Source organism: Phenylobacterium sp. J367 (genome assembly GCF_024699985.1).
In the GTDB taxonomy this organism is placed as follows: domain Bacteria; phylum Pseudomonadota; class Alphaproteobacteria; order Caulobacterales; family Caulobacteraceae; genus Phenylobacterium.
In genome coordinates, this window is the sequence record NZ_JAJONA010000001.1 from 1,052,116 (window position 1) to 1,067,136 (window position 15,021).

Consider the following 15,021-nt stretch of genomic DNA (forward strand, 5'->3'; position numbering starts at 1 on the left):
GGCGGACGTCCGTTCGAACAGTTGTTTGGAACTCCGCATGAGCATCAAGGGCCGCGCCTATGTGATGGGCGCCTTCGAGCACCCGACGCGCGACGCGCCCGACAAGTCGACGCCGCAGCTCCACGCCGAGAGCGCCCTGGGCCCTGAAGGACGCCGGCCTGACCTCGGACGACGTGGACGGCTACTTCTGCGCCGGCGACGCGCCGGGCTTCGGGCCCCTGTCGATGATCGACTACATGGGCCTTAGGAACGTCCGGCACATGGACTCCACCGAGATGGGCGGCTCGTCCTACATCGCCCACGTGGGCCATGCGGCCCAGGCGATCGCGGCGGGCAAGTGCAGCGTGGCGCTGATCACGCTCGCCGGCCGGCCGCGCAACGGCGGCAACCGGCCGGGCGCCAGCATGCGGGGCGGCCCCTCGGGCGGAGGCCTCACCGATGGCCCGCCGGAAGCCGGCTACGAGCACATCTACGGCGGCTCGACCCAGAACACCTACGGCATGTGCGCCATGCGCCACATGTACGAGTACGGCACCACCTCGGAGCAGCTCGCCTGGATCAAGGTGGCGGCCAGCCACCACGCCCAGTGGAACGAGCACGCCTTCCTCAAGAATGTGGTGACCGTCGAGGACGTTCTGAATTCCCCGATGATCGCCGACCCGCTGCACCGGCTGGACTGCTGCGTGGTCACCGACGGCGGCGGCGCCCTGATCGTCACCTCGCCGGAAGTGGCCAGGAGCCTGAACCGGCCGAAGGTGAAGGTGATCGGCGCCGGCGAGGCGCCCAAGGGCCTGATGGGCGGCCGCGGCCTCGACCTCACCCACTCCGGCGCCGTCTGGTCCGGCCCGCGGGCCTTCGAGGAGGCGGGCGTGACGCCCGCCGACATCAAGTACGCCTCGATCTACGACAGCTTCACGATCACCGTGCTGATGCAGCTCGAGGACCTCGGTTTCTGCAGGAAGGGCGAGGGCGGCAAGTTCGTGGCTGACGGCAATCTGATCTCAGGCGTCGGACGTTTGCCTTTCAACACCGACGGCGGCGGACTCTGCAACAACCACCCCACCAACCGCGGCGGCATCACCAAGGTGATCGAGGCGGTGCGCCAGCTCCGCGGCGAGGCCCACCCGAAGGTGCAGGTGCCGAACTGCGACCTCGCCATCGCGCATGGCACCGGCGGCTCGCTCGGCATCCGCCACGGCGCCGCGACCGTCATCCTCGAGCGGGAGGCCTGAGAACCATGTCCCAAGAGTCGTCCTCTGGCGTCATGACCCGCCCGATCCCGGCCCCGCCGGTGACCATCGAAAGCCAGCCCTTCGGGAGGCGGCGAAGGAAGGCCGCTTCCTGATCAAGCGCTGCACCGCCTGCGGCGAGGCCCACTGGTACCCCCCGCGCCATCTGCCCCTTCTGCCTGTCGGCCGACACCGTCTGGGAGGAGAGCCCGGGCGAGGGCGTGATCTACAGCTACTCGGTGATGTACAAGTCGCCGACCGGCCCCTACGCCATCGGCTACGTGACCCTCGACGAGGGTCCGGCCGTGCTGACCAACTTCGTGGAGGTGGGCCCGAAGGACCTCTCCATCGGCCAGCGGGTGAAGGTGAAGTTCCAGCCCACCGAGGGGGGGCCCGCCGGTCCCGGTGTTCGCGCCTCTGAAATAGACCGCTCACCCCGGCGAAAGCCGGGGCCCATGCAGCGCTTCGCCTGTCCCGGTCAGCCTGGGTCCCGGCCTTCGCCGGGAAGAGCGGCAGAGGGGGGCGGGGGCGTAAGCAGCGTGTCCGCCGCCAGCTTGGCGATCAGGCGCTGGGCCTCGCGGGGCCGGGTTAGGCGGTGCGTTTCGAGATGGCCCGTGCGCGGGTCGGCGAACAGCGCCGCATACTGCAGCTTGCGGCGCGCGTAGGTGTCCCACGCCCAGCGGATCGGGTGGTCCCTGTCGAGCCAGCGGCGGAAGTCCTCGCGGTTGCCGGTGCCGGGCCAGAGCTCCTTGCGCCCCGCCGCGCGGCCGAAGGACCGGCGGATCACCCGGGCCATGACCAGGGGGCGCGGATAGTCCAGCCAGATGAGGTGGGTCGCCCGAGGGAGGTTCGCCGCCATGGCCGCACGGTAGTTGCCGCAGGTGACCCAGCGCGGGCCCGCCGTCGCCTCGCCCACCAGGCGCAGGAAGAGCTCGGCGTCGTCGGCCGAGCGGTTCGTCCAGTCCGGACCCCAGTTCAGGGCGTCGAGCTCCACGTGGGCGAGGTCGCAGGCCTGCGCCAGCCGGCGCGCGAACGTCGACTTCCCCGAGCCGGAGCTGCCGATGACGACCACGCGCACGTCAGGCGTCCTGGGCCTCGCTCACCTCCGCGAGCACCTCGTCGGTATGCTCGCCGAGCCTTGGCGGATGGCGGCGGATGTTGGCGGGGCTCTTTGAGAACTTCACCGGCGGCTTCATCAGCCGGTAGGTCCCGGCCTCCGGATGCTCGTAGGTCTGGAAGAAGCCCACGGCCTTCAGGTGCGGTTCGTCATGCAGGTCGTCCATCCGGTTGGTCTTCACAACTGGGATCGAGAGCGGCTTCAGGAGGTCGAGCCATTCCTGGGTGGTCTTGGTGGCGGCGGCCTCCTCGACCAGGGCGTAGAGCTCGTGGGTATGCTTCGCCCGCGTGGCGTAGTCGGCGAAGCGGGGGTCGGACTTGATCTGCTCCCCGAAACCGGCGGCCTCGAAGAACTGGTCCCACTGGCGGTCGGTGTAGGGGAGCAGGCCGATGTGGCCGTCCTTCGTCGCGAAGGGCTTGCGGTACGGGTTGATCACCCGCTGGTAGCCGAACTGGCCGATCGGCGGCTCCCAGGTGTGGTCGTAGAGGTGCTCGACCAGCAGGAAGCTCGTCACGCACTCCAGCATCGGAACCTCGACGAACTGGCCCTCGCCGGTCCGCGCGCGGTGCAGGAGGGCGGCGGTCACGGCCTGGGCCATGAAGAGGCCGGAAACCTTGTCGGCCACCAGCGTCGGCAGGATCCGCGGCGTCGGATTGCCATCGGTGCGGGGCAGGACGTCGGCGAAGCCCGAGGCCGACTGGATCAGGTCGTCGTAGGCCGGCTCCCCGGCATAGGGACCGTCGGAGCCGTAGCCGGCAGCGTGGACATAGACGATGTCCGGGCGGATGGCGGCGACGTCCTCGTATCCCAGGCCCAGCCGCTTCAGGCCCTCGTAGCGGACCGAGGCGGCGAACACGTCGCAGGACCGGATCAGCCGGCGGATCGCCCGCCTGGCGCTCTCCTGCTTGAGGTCCAGCACCACGGAGCGCTTGTTGCGGTTGATGGTCAGGAAGATGGGACCCATGTCGCGCGGCGCGCCCTCCGGCACGTGGCCGGCCCAGCGCATGATGTCGCCGCCGGCGCCCGCGGCCCGAGCCCGGGTCCTCCAGCTTGATCACGTCCGCGCCCTGGTCGGCGAGGATCTGGGTGGCGTAGGCGCCGTTGACCACGCTGGTCAGGTCCAGCACGCGGATGCCGGCCAGCGGTCCGGTGGCCTTGGTCTCCAGTTTGCGGGTTTCCGCCACGTCTCCACTCCCCTCACGGTCTGCGCCGGCTATGATCGTCGATAAGACAGAACAGGACGCGGGGGAAAGCCAGTGGACTTCGAACTCTCCGAAGAGCACCGCATGCTCAAGGACCTCGTCGCCCGGTTCGTCCGCGACGAGCTGATGCCGCTGGAGGCCGGCGTCATGGCCCGCGAGGCCGAGGGCAAGGGGCTGGGCCTCGCGCCCGAAGAGCACGCCAACCTGGACAGGAAGGCCCACGAACTCGGCCTGTTCGGCCTGGACGCGCCGGAGGACGTGGGCGGCTCGGACCTGCCGATGGTCGCCATGGTCGGCGTGGAGGAGGAGATCGGCCGCTGCGTCACGCCCTACACCCTGCCGCCGGACAGCCCGAACCTCAGGATGCTGATGCAGACGGTGAACGAACGGCAGCGGGCGGCCTATCTGGCCCCCTATGTGGCCGGCGAGACCATCTCGGCGATCGGCATCTCCGAACCGGGCGCCGGCTCCGATCCGGCCGCCATGACCACCCGGGCGGTCCGCGACGGCGACGACTGGATCATCAACGGCCGAAAGATCTGGATCAGCCGGGCGGCGGACGCCGATTTCACCATCCTGATGGCGGTGACCGACCCGGAGAAGAAGGCCCGCGGCGGGATCACCGCCTTCCTGGTCGACAAGGGCGCGCCCGGCTTCAACGTGCTGCGCAAGATCCCGATGGTCGGCGGCCAGTACACTTACGAGGTGGCGCTGGAGGACTGCCGGGTCGAGGGCTGGAAGCTGCTCGGCCAGGAGGGCCAGGGCTTCGCGCCCATGCAGACCCGGCTCGGCACCCGGCGCATCCAGATGGCCGCCTGGTCCATCGGCATGGCGCAGCGGGCCATGGAGATGGTCATCGAGTACGCCCCGCAGCGGAAGACCTTCGGGACCCCGCTCTCGGAGCGGCAGGCCATCCAGTTCTGGATCGCGGAGGCGGCGACCAAGATCCACGCCGCCCGCCTGATGACCTACGACTGCGCCTGGAAGCTCGACCAGGGCCGCGACGTGCGCAACGAGATCAGCATGATCAAGTGGTACGCTACGGAGATGGCCTATGAGGTGGTCGACCGGGCCATGCAGGCCTTCGGGGCCATGGGCATGACCAAGGAGCTGCCGCTCTCGCTGATGCAGGCGAAGCTGCGCACCATGCGGATCTACGACGGGCCCACCGAGGTCCACAAATGGGTGGTGGCCCGCAATCTTCTGGGCACCCGAAAGTGAGAATGGGCAAGTGATGAAGTCAGGGTTCGGCGAGCACGTGACGGCGACGAGGGACGGGCATGTGGCTGTGGTCACGATCGACCGGCCGCCCACCAACTTCGTCTCGGTGGAGTTGATCAGCGACCTGGCCGACGCGCTGGAGGCGGCGGATGTGTCGAACGACGTCCGGGCCATGGTGCTGCAGGCCGAGGGCAAGGCGTTCTGCGCCGGCGCCGACCTGGCGCGCTCCGACGACCGGGTGGCCGCGGGGATGGACGGCGTCTCCGCGCTCTACAAGCAGGCGGCGCGGCTGTTCGCGGTGGAGAAGCCGATCGTCGCCGCCGTGCAGGGCGCGGCCGTCGGCGCCGGCCTCGGCCTGGCGGTGGCCTGCGATTTCCGGATCGCCACGCCCGAGGCCCGGTTCTCGGCCAACTTCGTGAAGCTGGGCTTCCACCCGGGCTTCGCCCTGACCCACACCCTGCCCCGCCTGATCGGCGCGCAGAAGGCCCACCTGATGTTCATGACCGCCCGGCGGATCAAGGCCGAGGACGCGTTGGCCTGGGGCCTGGTCGACCAGATCGTGGCGCCCGACGAGCTCAGGGCCGCCGCCCTGACCCTTGCCCGCGAGATCGCCGAGAACGCGCCGCTGGCGGTGCTCGCCACCCGCAAGACCTCGCGCGACGGCCTGCTGGCCGCCGTGAGGGCGCAGATGGCGCACGAGCACGAGCAGCAGACGATCCTGCGGGCCACGGCGGACTTCGCCGAGGGCGTTCGGGCGGTGAACGAGCGCCGGCCGGGGGTGTTCGTGGGGCGGTAGGGCCTGTCGGCGCTCTCCCTCTCCGCTTCGCGGGGGGAGAGGAGTGAGGTTGTGAGGCCGAGCCGGAACCTCCTCTACCCCGGGAGCGCAGCGACGAGAGGGAGAGGGTAGGGAGAGGGCTTGGGGCCTACCCCCTCGCTGAACCGTTCGGCGGCCGCGCGTTCGCACTCCGCCGCCAGCTCCTTGCAGAGCAGCGAGAGGATGATCAGGGCGCGGCCTTCCACGTCGGCGGCCTCGGCGCCCGGGTGCCAGTCGACGGACATGTCGAAGGCGAGCTCGGGGACCAGGGCGTTGCGGGCCAGCACGCTGACCGTCGCCGAGCCGGGCTCGCCGGGTTCGGCCCGGGCCGTGACCAGCCAGCGGAGCTGCTCGTTGCCGGCGCTCATCTCCCGCCCCCGTCAGCCTTCGACGGGCGCCGCCGCCCGCTGGCCCAGCGCCGCGGCCTCGCGGGCCAGGGCGGTGATCCGGCCCCAGTCGCCGGCCTTCACCGCCTCGGTGGGGGCGACCCAGCTGCCGCCCACGCAGAGCACATTGGGCAGCGCCAGGTATTCGCCGGCGTTGGCGGCGCTGACGCCGCCGGTCGGGCAGAATTTCGCCTGCGGGAAGGGGCTGGCGTAGGCTTTCAGCGCGCCGGCCCCGCCGACGATGTTGGCCGGGAACAGCTTGAAGCAGCGGAAGCCGGCGGCGAGGCCCGCCATCAGCTCGGTGGCCGTGGCGATCCCGGGCAGCAGCGGGCACGGCCCCTCGGCGGTCTCGCCTTCGATCAGGCCGGGGCTGACCACGAACTGGGCGCCCGCGTCGGCGGCGGCCTTACGCATCTTGCCGTTCAGCACCGTGCCGGCGCCGACAATCGCGCCCTCCACCTCGGCGGCCATCTTCTCCATGCACTGGGCGGCGACCGGCGTGCGCATGGTGATCTCGAGCACCGGCAGGCCTCCGGCCACGAGCGCGCGTCCGAGCGGCACGGCGTCGGCCACCTCGTCGATGATCAGGACCGGGATGACGGGCGCGCGGGTGAGGATGTCCTCGATCTTCATAGGCGTTCCATCTGCTCCAGCTCGCGCGCCGCCCCGATGATCGCCGGATAGGGATGCAGCACCAGGGAGGTGGGGATCTCCTTCACGTAGTCCGACAGCCGGCCCTTGTCCTCGAACCGGGCGCGGAAACCGCCGGACTCCAGGCGATCGGCCAGGCGAGGCGCGATGCCGCCCGAGATGAACACCCCGCCGCGGGCGCCCATGGTCAGGGCGATGTCGCCGGCCACCGAGCCCATGATCGCGCAGAAGCGGTCCAGCGTGCGGCCCGCCAGCGGATCGCCGGCGTTGCCGGCCTCGGTCACCACCTTCTGATCGGCGAGCGGAGCCGGAACCCCCTCGATGTCGGCGAGCGCCCGGTAGAGGTCGTGCAGTCCGGGGCCGGACAGCAGGCGCTCGATGGACACCCGGCCGAACTCGGCCTTCAGCCGCTTCCAGACCTCGACCTCCACCTCGTCGGTCGGCGCGAAGGCGGCGTGGCCGCCCTCGGTGGCGATGGCGATGTCGCCGCGGTCGCCGCGCGCCAGGCACGAGACCCCGAAGCCGGTGCCGGCGCCCAGCACCACCATCGGGCAGTCCTCCGCGCCGCGCAGCTTCGGCCCGATCGGCCTCAGCTCTTCCGGGTCAAGCCTCGGCGCCGCCAGCGCCTGGGCCGCGAAGTCGTTGAGCAGCTTCACCGCCTCGAAACTGAAGTCGGCGATCAGTTCACCCTCGGAGATCTGCCAGTCCAGGTTGGTGAACTCGATCGCCCCGTCCACCACCGGACCGGCGACCGCGATCACCGCCCGGGCCGGATGCTTTCGGCCGCAGGTGGTCTCCAGGTACTCGCCGATCACCTCGTTGATGTTGGCGTAGTCCTTGGCCGGGAAGATCCTGGGATTGCGGACATGGCCCTGGGCGTCGACCACGGCGAAGCGGGCGTTGGTGCCGCCCACATCGCCCACGAGGCCAGCGTAGTTGACCTTCACCTAGGCGGCCTCGAACAGGCTGCAGGCGCCGGCGTCGGCCGGGCCTGCGACGCGGCGCATCAGGCCGAACATCTCACGGCCGTAGCCGTGGCCCGAAGGCGGGCAGACAGCCGGCGGCCGGCTCATCAGTTCGTTCGTCTCCACCTTGATGGCGAGCTCCCCGGTCTCGGCGTCCAGCCGGATGATGTCCCCGTCACGCACATGCGCCAGCGGACCGCCGTCGGCGGCCTCCGGCGTCACGTGGATGGCCGCCGGAACCTTGCCGCTCGCGCCGGACATCCGCCCATCGGTGACGAGGGCAACCTGATACCCCTTGTCCAGCTGAACGCCCAGGGGCGGCGTGAGCGAATGCAGCTCGGGCATGCCGTTGGCCTTCGGGCCCTGGAAACGGACCACCGCCACGAAGTCGCGGTTGAGCTCGCCGCGCTTGTAGGCGGCCAGCAGCTGATCCTGGTCATCGAACACCCGGGCCGGGGCCTCGATGACGTGATGCTCGGGCTTCACGGCGCTGGTCTTGATCACCGCCCGGCCGAGCGGACCCTTGAGCAGCCGCAGGCCGCCTTCGGCCTGGAACGCGTCGTCCACGGGACGGAGCAGGTCGCGGTTCAGCGAGACCTCGGCGCCCTCGCGCCAGACCAGCCGGTCGCCGTCCAGGAAGGGCTCGGCGGTGTAGCGGCCAAGGCCCTGGCCCGCGACCGTCGTGACGTCGGCGTGGACCAGCCCCGCCTTCAGCAGCTCCCGGATCACGAAGGCCATGCCGCCGGCCGCGTGGAAGGCGTTCACGTCCTCGGTTCCGTTCGGATAGACCCGGGCGATCAGCGGCGTGACCCGGGAAAGGTCGTCGAAGTCCTCCCAGGTGATGCGGATGCCCGCCGCCCGCGCCATGGCGACGAGGTGGAGGGTGTGGTTCGTCGAGCCGCCCGTGGCGAGCAGTCCGGCCAGGGCGTTCACCACGGCCTTCTCGTCGAAAACGCGCGCCATCGGCGTGTAGTCGTTGGTCCCGTCGCGGATCTCCACCGCCCGGCGGGCGGCGGCGGCCACCAGCGCGTCGCGCAGCGGCGTGTTGGGCGTGATGAAGGCCGAGTTGGGCAGGTGCAGACCGGTCATCTCCATCATCATCTGGTTGGAGTTGGCCGTGCCGTAGAAGGTGCAGGTGCCCGGCCCGTGGTAGGACTTCATCTCGGAGTCGAGCAGTTCCTCGCGGGTCGCCTTGCCCTCGGCGTAGAGCGCCCGGGTGCGGGCCTTCTCGGCGTTGGAGATGCCGGACGTCATCGGTCCGCCGGGCACGAAGATGGTCGGCAGGTGGCCGAAGCTCAGCGCCCCCATGGTCAGGCCCGGCACGATCTTGTCGCAGATCCCCAGCATCAGGGCGGCGTCGAAGGCGTCGTGGGTCAGGGACACCGCGGTCGACATGGCGATCACGTCGCGGGAGAACAGGCTGAGCTCCATGCCCGGGCGGCCCTGGGTGACCCCGTCGCACATGGCCGGCACGCCGCCGGCGAACTGGGCCGTCGCCCCGGCCTCGCGGGCCGCCGCCTTGATGATCGCCGGGAAGCGCTCCAGCGGCTGGTGGGCGCTGAGCATGTCGTTGTAGCTGGAGACGATGGCCACGTTGGGCGCGGTCGGATCGCGCATCCGCAGCTTGTCGGCGGGGCTCTCGGCCGCGAAGGCGTGGGCGAAGTTGGCGCAGGACAGCTTGGCCCGGCCCACCCCAGCCGAGCGGGCGGCCTCCATCCGCTCCAGGTAGTCGGCGCGGTCGGCGCGGCTGCGCTCGACGATGCGCTGCGTGACCTCGTGGGTGACCGGATGCATGCGGCTTACCTCGGTGACTTCGGCCTCAGTGACTGGGCGCCCAGAGCACGCGGACCGGAACCTGGTCCTGGGCCAGGATGGACCGGACCGGAAGGTCCGCCCCGGCCTGCGCGCGGGCGATCACCTCGCGCTTAGCCTCCCCGGCGACCAGAAGGAAGACGGCGCGCGACTGGAGAAGCGCGGAAAGGCTCAGGGTGATCCGCGCCACGGGCGGTTTTCCGAGTCCGGCGGGCACGGGGCGCGTGAGCGCGGCGCCGGCCGGATCGAGCCCGAGGGCCAGGTCCGGATCGCCCGGAATCAGGGAGGCGATGTGGCCGTCCTCCCCCATGCCCAGGAGGACGGCGTCGAACGGCAGCAGCGCCTTCAGCGCCGCCGCCTCCGGCTCGGGCCAGAGCGGCAGGACGTGGGCGCGGGCCACCGGACCCTGCATCAGCCGCTCGCGCAGCAGTCGGACATTGGCCTCCGGCGCGTCCGGGGCGACGCAGCGTTCGTCCGACAGGGTGACGATCACCCGCGCCCAGTCGATGCGGGCGTCCCGCAGGCGGTCATAGACCTCGCCGGGCGAACGGCCGCCGGTGCCGACGAGCGAGGCGCGGCCCCGGGTCTTCAGCCCCTGAGCCAGGCAGACCTCGACCCCGTGGGCGGCAGCCTCGGCGAGCGCGTGGGTGTTCGGATAGGTTTCCAGCATCGGCTCCTTAATGCCTGTCCGGCGCGCGCGCTCAAGCTCAACAAGAAGGCAAACTTATCAAAGGCCATGGAACCCGCGTTGCGCCATTGACCGGCCCGAATTCCGGCGTCAGTGATCTCAGGCGTCAGGTCGGGGACCCATCGCGCCGCAGGCGGAGCTTGCGGCGCGCCAGTGAGTGGTAGGGTCCATGAAGATTGCCCAGGTTTCGCCTCTGTACGAGGCCGTGCCGCCGAAGCTGTATGGCGGCACCGAGCGCGTGGTCGCTCATCTGACCGACGCGCTCGTCGAGCTCGGGCACGACGTGACCCTGTTCGCCAGCGCCGAGGCCCATACCAAGGGCAGGCTCGCCGCCGTCCGCGACCAGGCGATCCGGCTGGACCCGGCCCCGCTGAAGTCCGATCTCGCCGCCCACCTCAGCCAGATCGCCGAGGTGCGCCGCCGGGCGTCGGAGTTCGACGTCGTCCACTTCCATACCGACATGCTCCACTTCCCGTTCTTCGAGACGATGGCTGAGCGGACGGTCACCACCCTGCACGGCCGCCTGGACCTCAAGGATCTGGCCGAGGCCTACGCCCGCTGGCCGCAGTTCCCCCTGGTCTCGATCAGCGACTCGCAGCGCCGCCCCCTGCCGTTCGCCAACTGGGCGGCGACGGTCCATCACGGCCTGAGCGCCGACCTCTACGGCTTCAGCCCGTCCAGCGAGGGATATCTCGCCTTCCTCGGCCGGATCTCGCCCGAGAAGCGGCCTGACCGGGCGATCGGCATCGCCGTGGCGGCCGGCAAGCGGCTGAAGATCGCCGCCAAGGTGGACAAGGTCGACCAGACCTATTTCGAGGAGAAGATCGAGCCTTTGCTGCACCACCCGCTCGTCGAGTTCGTGGGCGAGATCGGCGACGCCGAGAAGTCGGCGTTCCTGGGCGGCGCAGAGGCCCTGCTCTTCCCCATCGACTGGCCCGAGCCCTTCGGCCTGGTGATGATCGAGGCCATGGCCTGCGGCACGCCGGTGCTGGCCTACGACTGCGGCTCGGTCCGCGAGGTGGTGGAGGATGGGGTCACCGGCTTCATCGTCCGTTCCGATCAGGAGGCCTTCCAGGCGGTGACCCGCATCGGCCGGCTCGACCGGGCGGCCGTGCGGCGCCGGTTCGTCGAGCGCTTCTCGGCCACGGCGATGGCCCGCCGTTACCTGACCCTCTACGAGCGCCTCAACCCCTCGGACATCCTCCCCGCGACCGCGGACGCGCTGGCCTGATGTCCGCGGACGACCTTGCCCCGGACCTGGACGCCCCCGTCGAGTGGGGAGAAGTCGAGGAGCCGCGTTTCCCGCAGCGCCTGTTCCCGCTGAAGGACCGCGACACCTTCCTGGTGGCCGACACCTACGGCGACATCCTGGGCGCGGGGGATGGCCTGTTCCACGACGACACCCGCATCCTCTCCCTCTGGAGGATGTCGCTCGGGCCGCGGCCGCCGACCCTGCTCGCCGGGGCCATCACCGAGGACAACGTGGTCTTCACGTTCCACGGCCTGAACAAGGCGATCCCGGCGCCCGGGCCGACCGAGCCGCCGCCGGGCGTCCTGCACATCGAGCGCGCCCACTTCCTCTGGGAGGACCGCCTCTACACCCGGGTCAGCGTCGTGAACTACAGCGCCGTCCCCGTGGTGCTGCCGCTGGCCTTCGAGTTCGACGCCGACTTCCGCGACATGTTCGAGGTGCGCGGCGCGCGTCGGCGGCGGCGCGGACGGTTCCACCTGCCCGAGGTCGCCGAGCGCGAGGTGCGCTTCCGGTACGAGGGCCTGGACGGGGTGGAGCGGTCGAGCGTCATCGCCTTTACGGAGGCGCCGGCTAGGCTCACGGAACGCCGCGCCGAGTTCTCCCTCTCGCTGAAGGGCGAAGGCAAGGTCGACCTGTTCATCGAGGTCGGCGCCTCGATCGCTCCGCCGCCCTCGCGCGCCCGCTACCGGGCGGCCGCGGCCCGCGCCCGCTTCGCCATGCGCGCGCGCCGCCGCGGGGCCCGTCTCAGGACCGCGGGGCGGCTGTTCAACAGCTGGATCGACAAGAGCCGCGCCGACCTGGCGCTGCTCACCACGCCCATGGAGACCGGCCCCTATCCCTATGCGGGCATCCCCTGGTTCTCCACGGCCTTCGGCCGCGACGGGATCATCACCGCCTGGCAGGCGCTCTGGCTCGATCCCAGCCTCGCCCGGGGCGTGCTCACCTACCTCGCCACCCATCAGGCCGAGACGGTCTCCGCCTTCCGCGACAGCCAGCCGGGCAAGATCATGCACGAGACCCGGCGGGGCGAGATGTCGGCCCTGGGAGAGGTGCCGTTCGGCCGCTACTACGGCGGGGTCGACACCACGCCGCTGTTCGTGGCGCTGGCCGGCGCCTATTTCGAGCGGACCGGCGACTGGGAGCTGATCGACAGCCTCTGGCCGGCGCTGGACCGCGCCGCGGCCTGGATCGTCCGCTGCGCCGAGAACAACCGCTGGGGCCTGCTGGACTATGCTCGCGGCGCCGAGAGCGGCCTCTCCAACCAGGGCTGGAAGGATTCAGGCGACAGCGTCTTCCACGCCGATGGCCAGTTCCCGCCCGGGCCGATCAGCCTGGTGGAGGTGCAGGGCTATGCCTACGCCGCCTACCGGGCCATGGCCGGCTTCGCCGCCGAGCGCCGCGACCTGGAGGCCATCGACCACTGGACCTTCCGCGCCGAGCGGATGCGTCAGACGGTCGAGAAGATGTTCTGGATGGAGGAAGAGGGCTTCTACGGCATCGCCGTCGACGGCCAGGGGAACCTCTGCCGCGTGCGCGCCTCGAACCCCGGCCACCTGCTGTTCACCGGCCTGCCCGCGCCCGAGCGGGCGATCCGGGTCGCGGAGGCGCTGCTGTCGCCGGACTTTTCTCCGGCTGGGGCGTCCGCACGCTCGCCACCGGCCAGGCCCGCTACAATCCGATGAGCTATCACAACGGCTCGGTCTGGCCGCACGACACGGCGCTCTGCGCCATGGGCCTGTCGCGCTATGGCGACCGCGACGGCGCGGCCCGGATCACCGCGGCGCTGTTCGAGGCGGCGGTGCAGATGGACATGCGCCTGCCCGAGCTGTTCTGCGGCTTCCCGCGCAGCGCCGGCGAGCCGCCCGTGCCCTACCCGGTGGCCTGCATGCCGCAGGCCTGGGCGGCGGGCTCGGTCTTCATGCTGCTCCAGGCCTGCCTCGGCGTGACCGTCGACGGCGCGGCGCACGAGGTGAGGATCCGCGACCCGCACCTGCCCGTCGGCATCGACCACCTGCGGATCGACAACCTGGCGGTGGGCGACGCGCGCGTCAGCCTGAAGTTCGACCGCGCCGGGCGCCTGGTGCACGTGAAGAGCCACACCGCCGACCCGACGATCAGGGTCCGGCGCCGCTAGCGCCGCGGCGTATGGGCCAGCCGCAGGATGTTGGCGGCCCCGGGCGAGCCCATGGGCAGGCCGGCCAGGATCACCACCCGGTCACCGGGCGGGGCGAGGTCCTTGCGGACCGCCTGCTCGACCGCCACCCGGGCGAGGTCCTCGGGATCGAACAGCTCCGGGATCACCGCGCTCTCGACACCCCAGGCGAGCGCCAGCTTCCGCGCGGTGGCGAGCAGCGGGGTCAGCGCCAGGGTCGGCTGCAGCGGCCGCTCGCGCGCGAGCCGCAGCGCCGTCTGGCCCGTGGTGGTGAAGGCCGCGAGGCAGGCGGTGGAGGCCGCCTCCGCCGCCCGGCGCGCCGCGGCCACCAGCGCGTCGGCGTCGTGGTCGTCCACCGGATATTCGGCGCGCATCAGCTCGGGCCAGCGCGGGTCGTGCTCCACGCGGGTGATGATGCGGTCCATGATCGAGACCGCTTCCAGCGGATAGTCGCCGACCGCGCTCTCCGCCGAAAGCATCACGGCGTCGGCGCCCTCATAGACCGCGCCGGCCACGTCGGACGCCTCGGCCCGGGTCGGCGTCGGGGCGTGGATCATCGATTCCAGCATCTGGGTGGCGACGATCACCGGGATGCCGCGCAGGCGCGCGGCGCGGATCAGCTGCTTCTGGACGACCGGCACGTCCTCGGTGTTCAGCTCCACGCCGAGGTCGCCGCGGGCGACCATGATCGCCTCGCAGAGGTCGAGGATCTCATCCAGCACCTCCAGCGCCGCCGGCTTCTCGATCTTGGCCAGGACCGCGGCGCGGCCGTTCACCAACCGGCGAAGCTCGGCCATGTCCGACGCCCGCTGCACGAAGGAGAGCGCCACCCAGTCGACGCCCTGGTCGAGGGCGAAGGCCAGGTCCTTGCGGTCCTTCTCGGTCAGCGCCGGGATCGGGATGGCCAGGCCGGGAAGATTGACGCCCTTGTTGTCCGAGAGCTGGTCGCCGGCCTCGACGATGGTTTCGGCGAAGTCGGGGCCGTGCCTGGTGACCCGCAGACGGACCTTGCCGTCGTCCATCAGCACCGTGGCGCCGCTGCGCAGGGCGGCGAAGATCTCCGGATGCGGCAGGCCGATCCGCGAGGCGTCGCCGGGCGCGGTGGAGAGATCGAGGCGCAGGTCCTGACCGGCCTTCAGCCGGATCACCCCGTCGGCGAACTTGCCAAGCCTGAGCTTCGGCCCCTGCAGGTCGGCGAGCACCGCCAGCGGCCGACCGACCTCGGCCTCGGCCTCGCGGACCAGCTGGATCGTCCGGGCATGGTCGGCGTGGGCGCCGTGGCTGAAGTTCACGCGGAATACGTCGGCCCCGGCGCGCGCCAGCTCGGCGATCCGGTTGCGGCTTGCGGGACCCAAGGTGGCGACTATGCGGGCTCTGCGGGCGCGGATCATCCGGGCTCTCTTCCGTCTTGGTCTGTCGGGATCTTCCGGCAAGAACGCACAAGCGACTCGCACAGCTTCCGGCACCAAGCTTATCAAGCGGCGTTAAGCCCACGTCGAGCGGAAACGGGGCGGGCGCCGACATCGACTTCA

15 protein-coding genes and 3 pseudogenes are annotated in these 15,021 nt (G+C 71.0%); 9 read left to right on the forward strand and 9 right to left on the reverse strand.

The window, feature by feature from the left end:
* Positions 1 to 37 precede the first annotated feature (37 nt).
* The 4 genes and pseudogenes from LRS04_RS05775 to LRS04_RS27650 all read left to right on the forward strand — a co-directional run.
* On the forward strand, positions 38 to 247 hold the full coding sequence (locus LRS04_RS05775; protein WP_257815553.1) for a hypothetical protein: 210 nt from the start codon (positions 38 to 40) through the stop codon (positions 245 to 247).
* Positions 174 to 1,232: a thiolase domain-containing protein gene (locus tag LRS04_RS05780; RefSeq protein WP_257815554.1), complete on the forward strand. Its 1,059-nt coding sequence runs from the start codon at positions 174 to 176 to the stop codon at positions 1,230 to 1,232. Before LRS04_RS05775 ends, LRS04_RS05780 begins: the two co-directional genes overlap by 74 nt.
* Positions 1,165 to 1,359 (forward strand): annotated as a pseudogene (locus tag LRS04_RS27645) (hypothetical protein); the annotation flags it as partial. The gene LRS04_RS05780 and the pseudogene LRS04_RS27645, both read left to right, overlap by 68 nt.
* A gap of 112 nt (positions 1,360 to 1,471) precedes the next feature.
* Positions 1,472 to 1,546 (forward strand): annotated as a pseudogene (locus LRS04_RS27650) (DNA-binding protein); the annotation flags it as partial.
* A 161-nt stretch (positions 1,547 to 1,707) separates the two neighbouring features.
* Here LRS04_RS27650 and LRS04_RS05785 read toward each other — a convergent pair.
* The 3 genes and pseudogenes from LRS04_RS05785 to LRS04_RS27655 form a co-directional block, all read right to left on the reverse strand.
* Positions 1,708 to 2,307, reverse strand: a complete 600-nt coding sequence (locus tag LRS04_RS05785) for an AAA family ATPase (protein ID WP_257815555.1) — start codon at positions 2,305 to 2,307, stop codon at positions 1,708 to 1,710.
* Between the two features lies 1 nt (position 2,308).
* Positions 2,309 to 3,352, reverse strand: coding sequence for a CaiB/BaiF CoA-transferase family protein (locus tag LRS04_RS05790; protein ID WP_257815556.1), 1,044 nt, complete (start codon positions 3,350 to 3,352; stop codon positions 2,309 to 2,311).
* Between the two features lie 70 nt (positions 3,353 to 3,422).
* A pseudogene (locus LRS04_RS27655) lies at positions 3,423 to 3,629 on the reverse strand (hypothetical protein); the annotation flags it as partial.
* Here LRS04_RS27655 and LRS04_RS05795 point away from each other — a divergent pair.
* Together LRS04_RS05795 and LRS04_RS05800 are read left to right on the forward strand one after the other, a co-directional pair.
* A complete protein-coding gene (locus LRS04_RS05795) occupies positions 3,603 to 4,769 on the forward strand; it encodes an acyl-CoA dehydrogenase family protein (protein WP_257815557.1) in 1,167 nt (388 codons plus the stop codon). The pseudogene LRS04_RS27655 and the gene LRS04_RS05795 sit on opposite strands and share 27 nt — an antisense overlap.
* A gap of 13 nt (positions 4,770 to 4,782) precedes the next feature.
* Positions 4,783 to 5,565: an enoyl-CoA hydratase/isomerase family protein gene (locus LRS04_RS05800; protein ID WP_257815558.1), complete on the forward strand. Its 783-nt coding sequence runs from the start codon at positions 4,783 to 4,785 to the stop codon at positions 5,563 to 5,565.
* Positions 5,566 to 5,639: 74 nt separating this feature from the next.
* Here LRS04_RS05800 and LRS04_RS05805 read toward each other — a convergent pair whose 3' ends face one another.
* From LRS04_RS05805 to pgl, 5 genes are read right to left on the reverse strand one after another with little or no spacing between them, the layout of a single operon-like run.
* Positions 5,640 to 5,951 (reverse strand): hypothetical protein, encoded by a 312-nt coding sequence (locus LRS04_RS05805; RefSeq protein WP_257815559.1) that lies wholly within the window; start codon positions 5,949 to 5,951, stop codon positions 5,640 to 5,642.
* Between the two features lie 12 nt (positions 5,952 to 5,963).
* On the reverse strand, positions 5,964 to 6,602 hold the full coding sequence (gene eda / locus LRS04_RS05810; protein WP_257815560.1) for a bifunctional 4-hydroxy-2-oxoglutarate aldolase/2-dehydro-3-deoxy-phosphogluconate aldolase: 639 nt from the start codon (positions 6,600 to 6,602) through the stop codon (positions 5,964 to 5,966).
* On the reverse strand, positions 6,599 to 7,567 hold the full coding sequence (glk, locus tag LRS04_RS05815; protein ID WP_257815561.1) for a glucokinase: 969 nt from the start codon (positions 7,565 to 7,567) through the stop codon (positions 6,599 to 6,601). Before glk ends, eda begins: the two co-directional genes overlap by 4 nt.
* Positions 7,568 to 9,379 carry a phosphogluconate dehydratase gene (edd, locus tag LRS04_RS05820; protein WP_257815562.1) on the reverse strand — a complete coding sequence of 604 codons (1,812 nt, stop codon included), beginning with the start codon at positions 9,377 to 9,379 and terminating at the stop codon, positions 7,568 to 7,570.
* Positions 9,380 to 9,404: 25 nt separating this feature from the next.
* Positions 9,405 to 10,067, reverse strand: coding sequence for a 6-phosphogluconolactonase (gene pgl / locus LRS04_RS05825; RefSeq protein ID WP_257815563.1), 663 nt, complete (start codon positions 10,065 to 10,067; stop codon positions 9,405 to 9,407).
* Between the two features lie 187 nt (positions 10,068 to 10,254).
* On the opposite strand from pgl, the gene LRS04_RS05830 reads away from it, so the two are divergent.
* The 3 genes from LRS04_RS05830 to LRS04_RS05840 are packed head-to-tail and all read left to right on the forward strand — an operon-like array spanning position 10,255 to position 13,471.
* Complete coding sequence (locus LRS04_RS05830; protein ID WP_257815564.1) at positions 10,255 to 11,316, forward strand: glycosyltransferase family 4 protein; 1,062 nt, start codon at positions 10,255 to 10,257, stop codon at positions 11,314 to 11,316.
* The gene (locus LRS04_RS05835) at positions 11,316 to 13,019 is read left to right on the forward strand and encodes a glycogen debranching N-terminal domain-containing protein (RefSeq protein WP_257815565.1); all 1,704 of its coding nucleotides are present in this window, start codon (positions 11,316 to 11,318) and stop codon (positions 13,017 to 13,019) included. Before LRS04_RS05830 ends, LRS04_RS05835 begins: the two co-directional genes overlap by 1 nt.
* On the forward strand, positions 13,016 to 13,471 hold the full coding sequence (locus tag LRS04_RS05840) for a hypothetical protein (protein ID WP_257815566.1): 456 nt from the start codon (positions 13,016 to 13,018) through the stop codon (positions 13,469 to 13,471). Before LRS04_RS05835 ends, LRS04_RS05840 begins: the two co-directional genes overlap by 4 nt.
* Here LRS04_RS05840 and pyk read toward each other — a convergent pair.
* Positions 13,468 to 14,880: a pyruvate kinase gene (gene pyk / locus LRS04_RS05845; protein WP_257815567.1), complete on the reverse strand. Its 1,413-nt coding sequence runs from the start codon at positions 14,878 to 14,880 to the stop codon at positions 13,468 to 13,470. The genes LRS04_RS05840 and pyk overlap by 4 nt on opposite strands.
* Between the last annotated feature and the right edge of the window lie 141 nt (positions 14,881 to 15,021).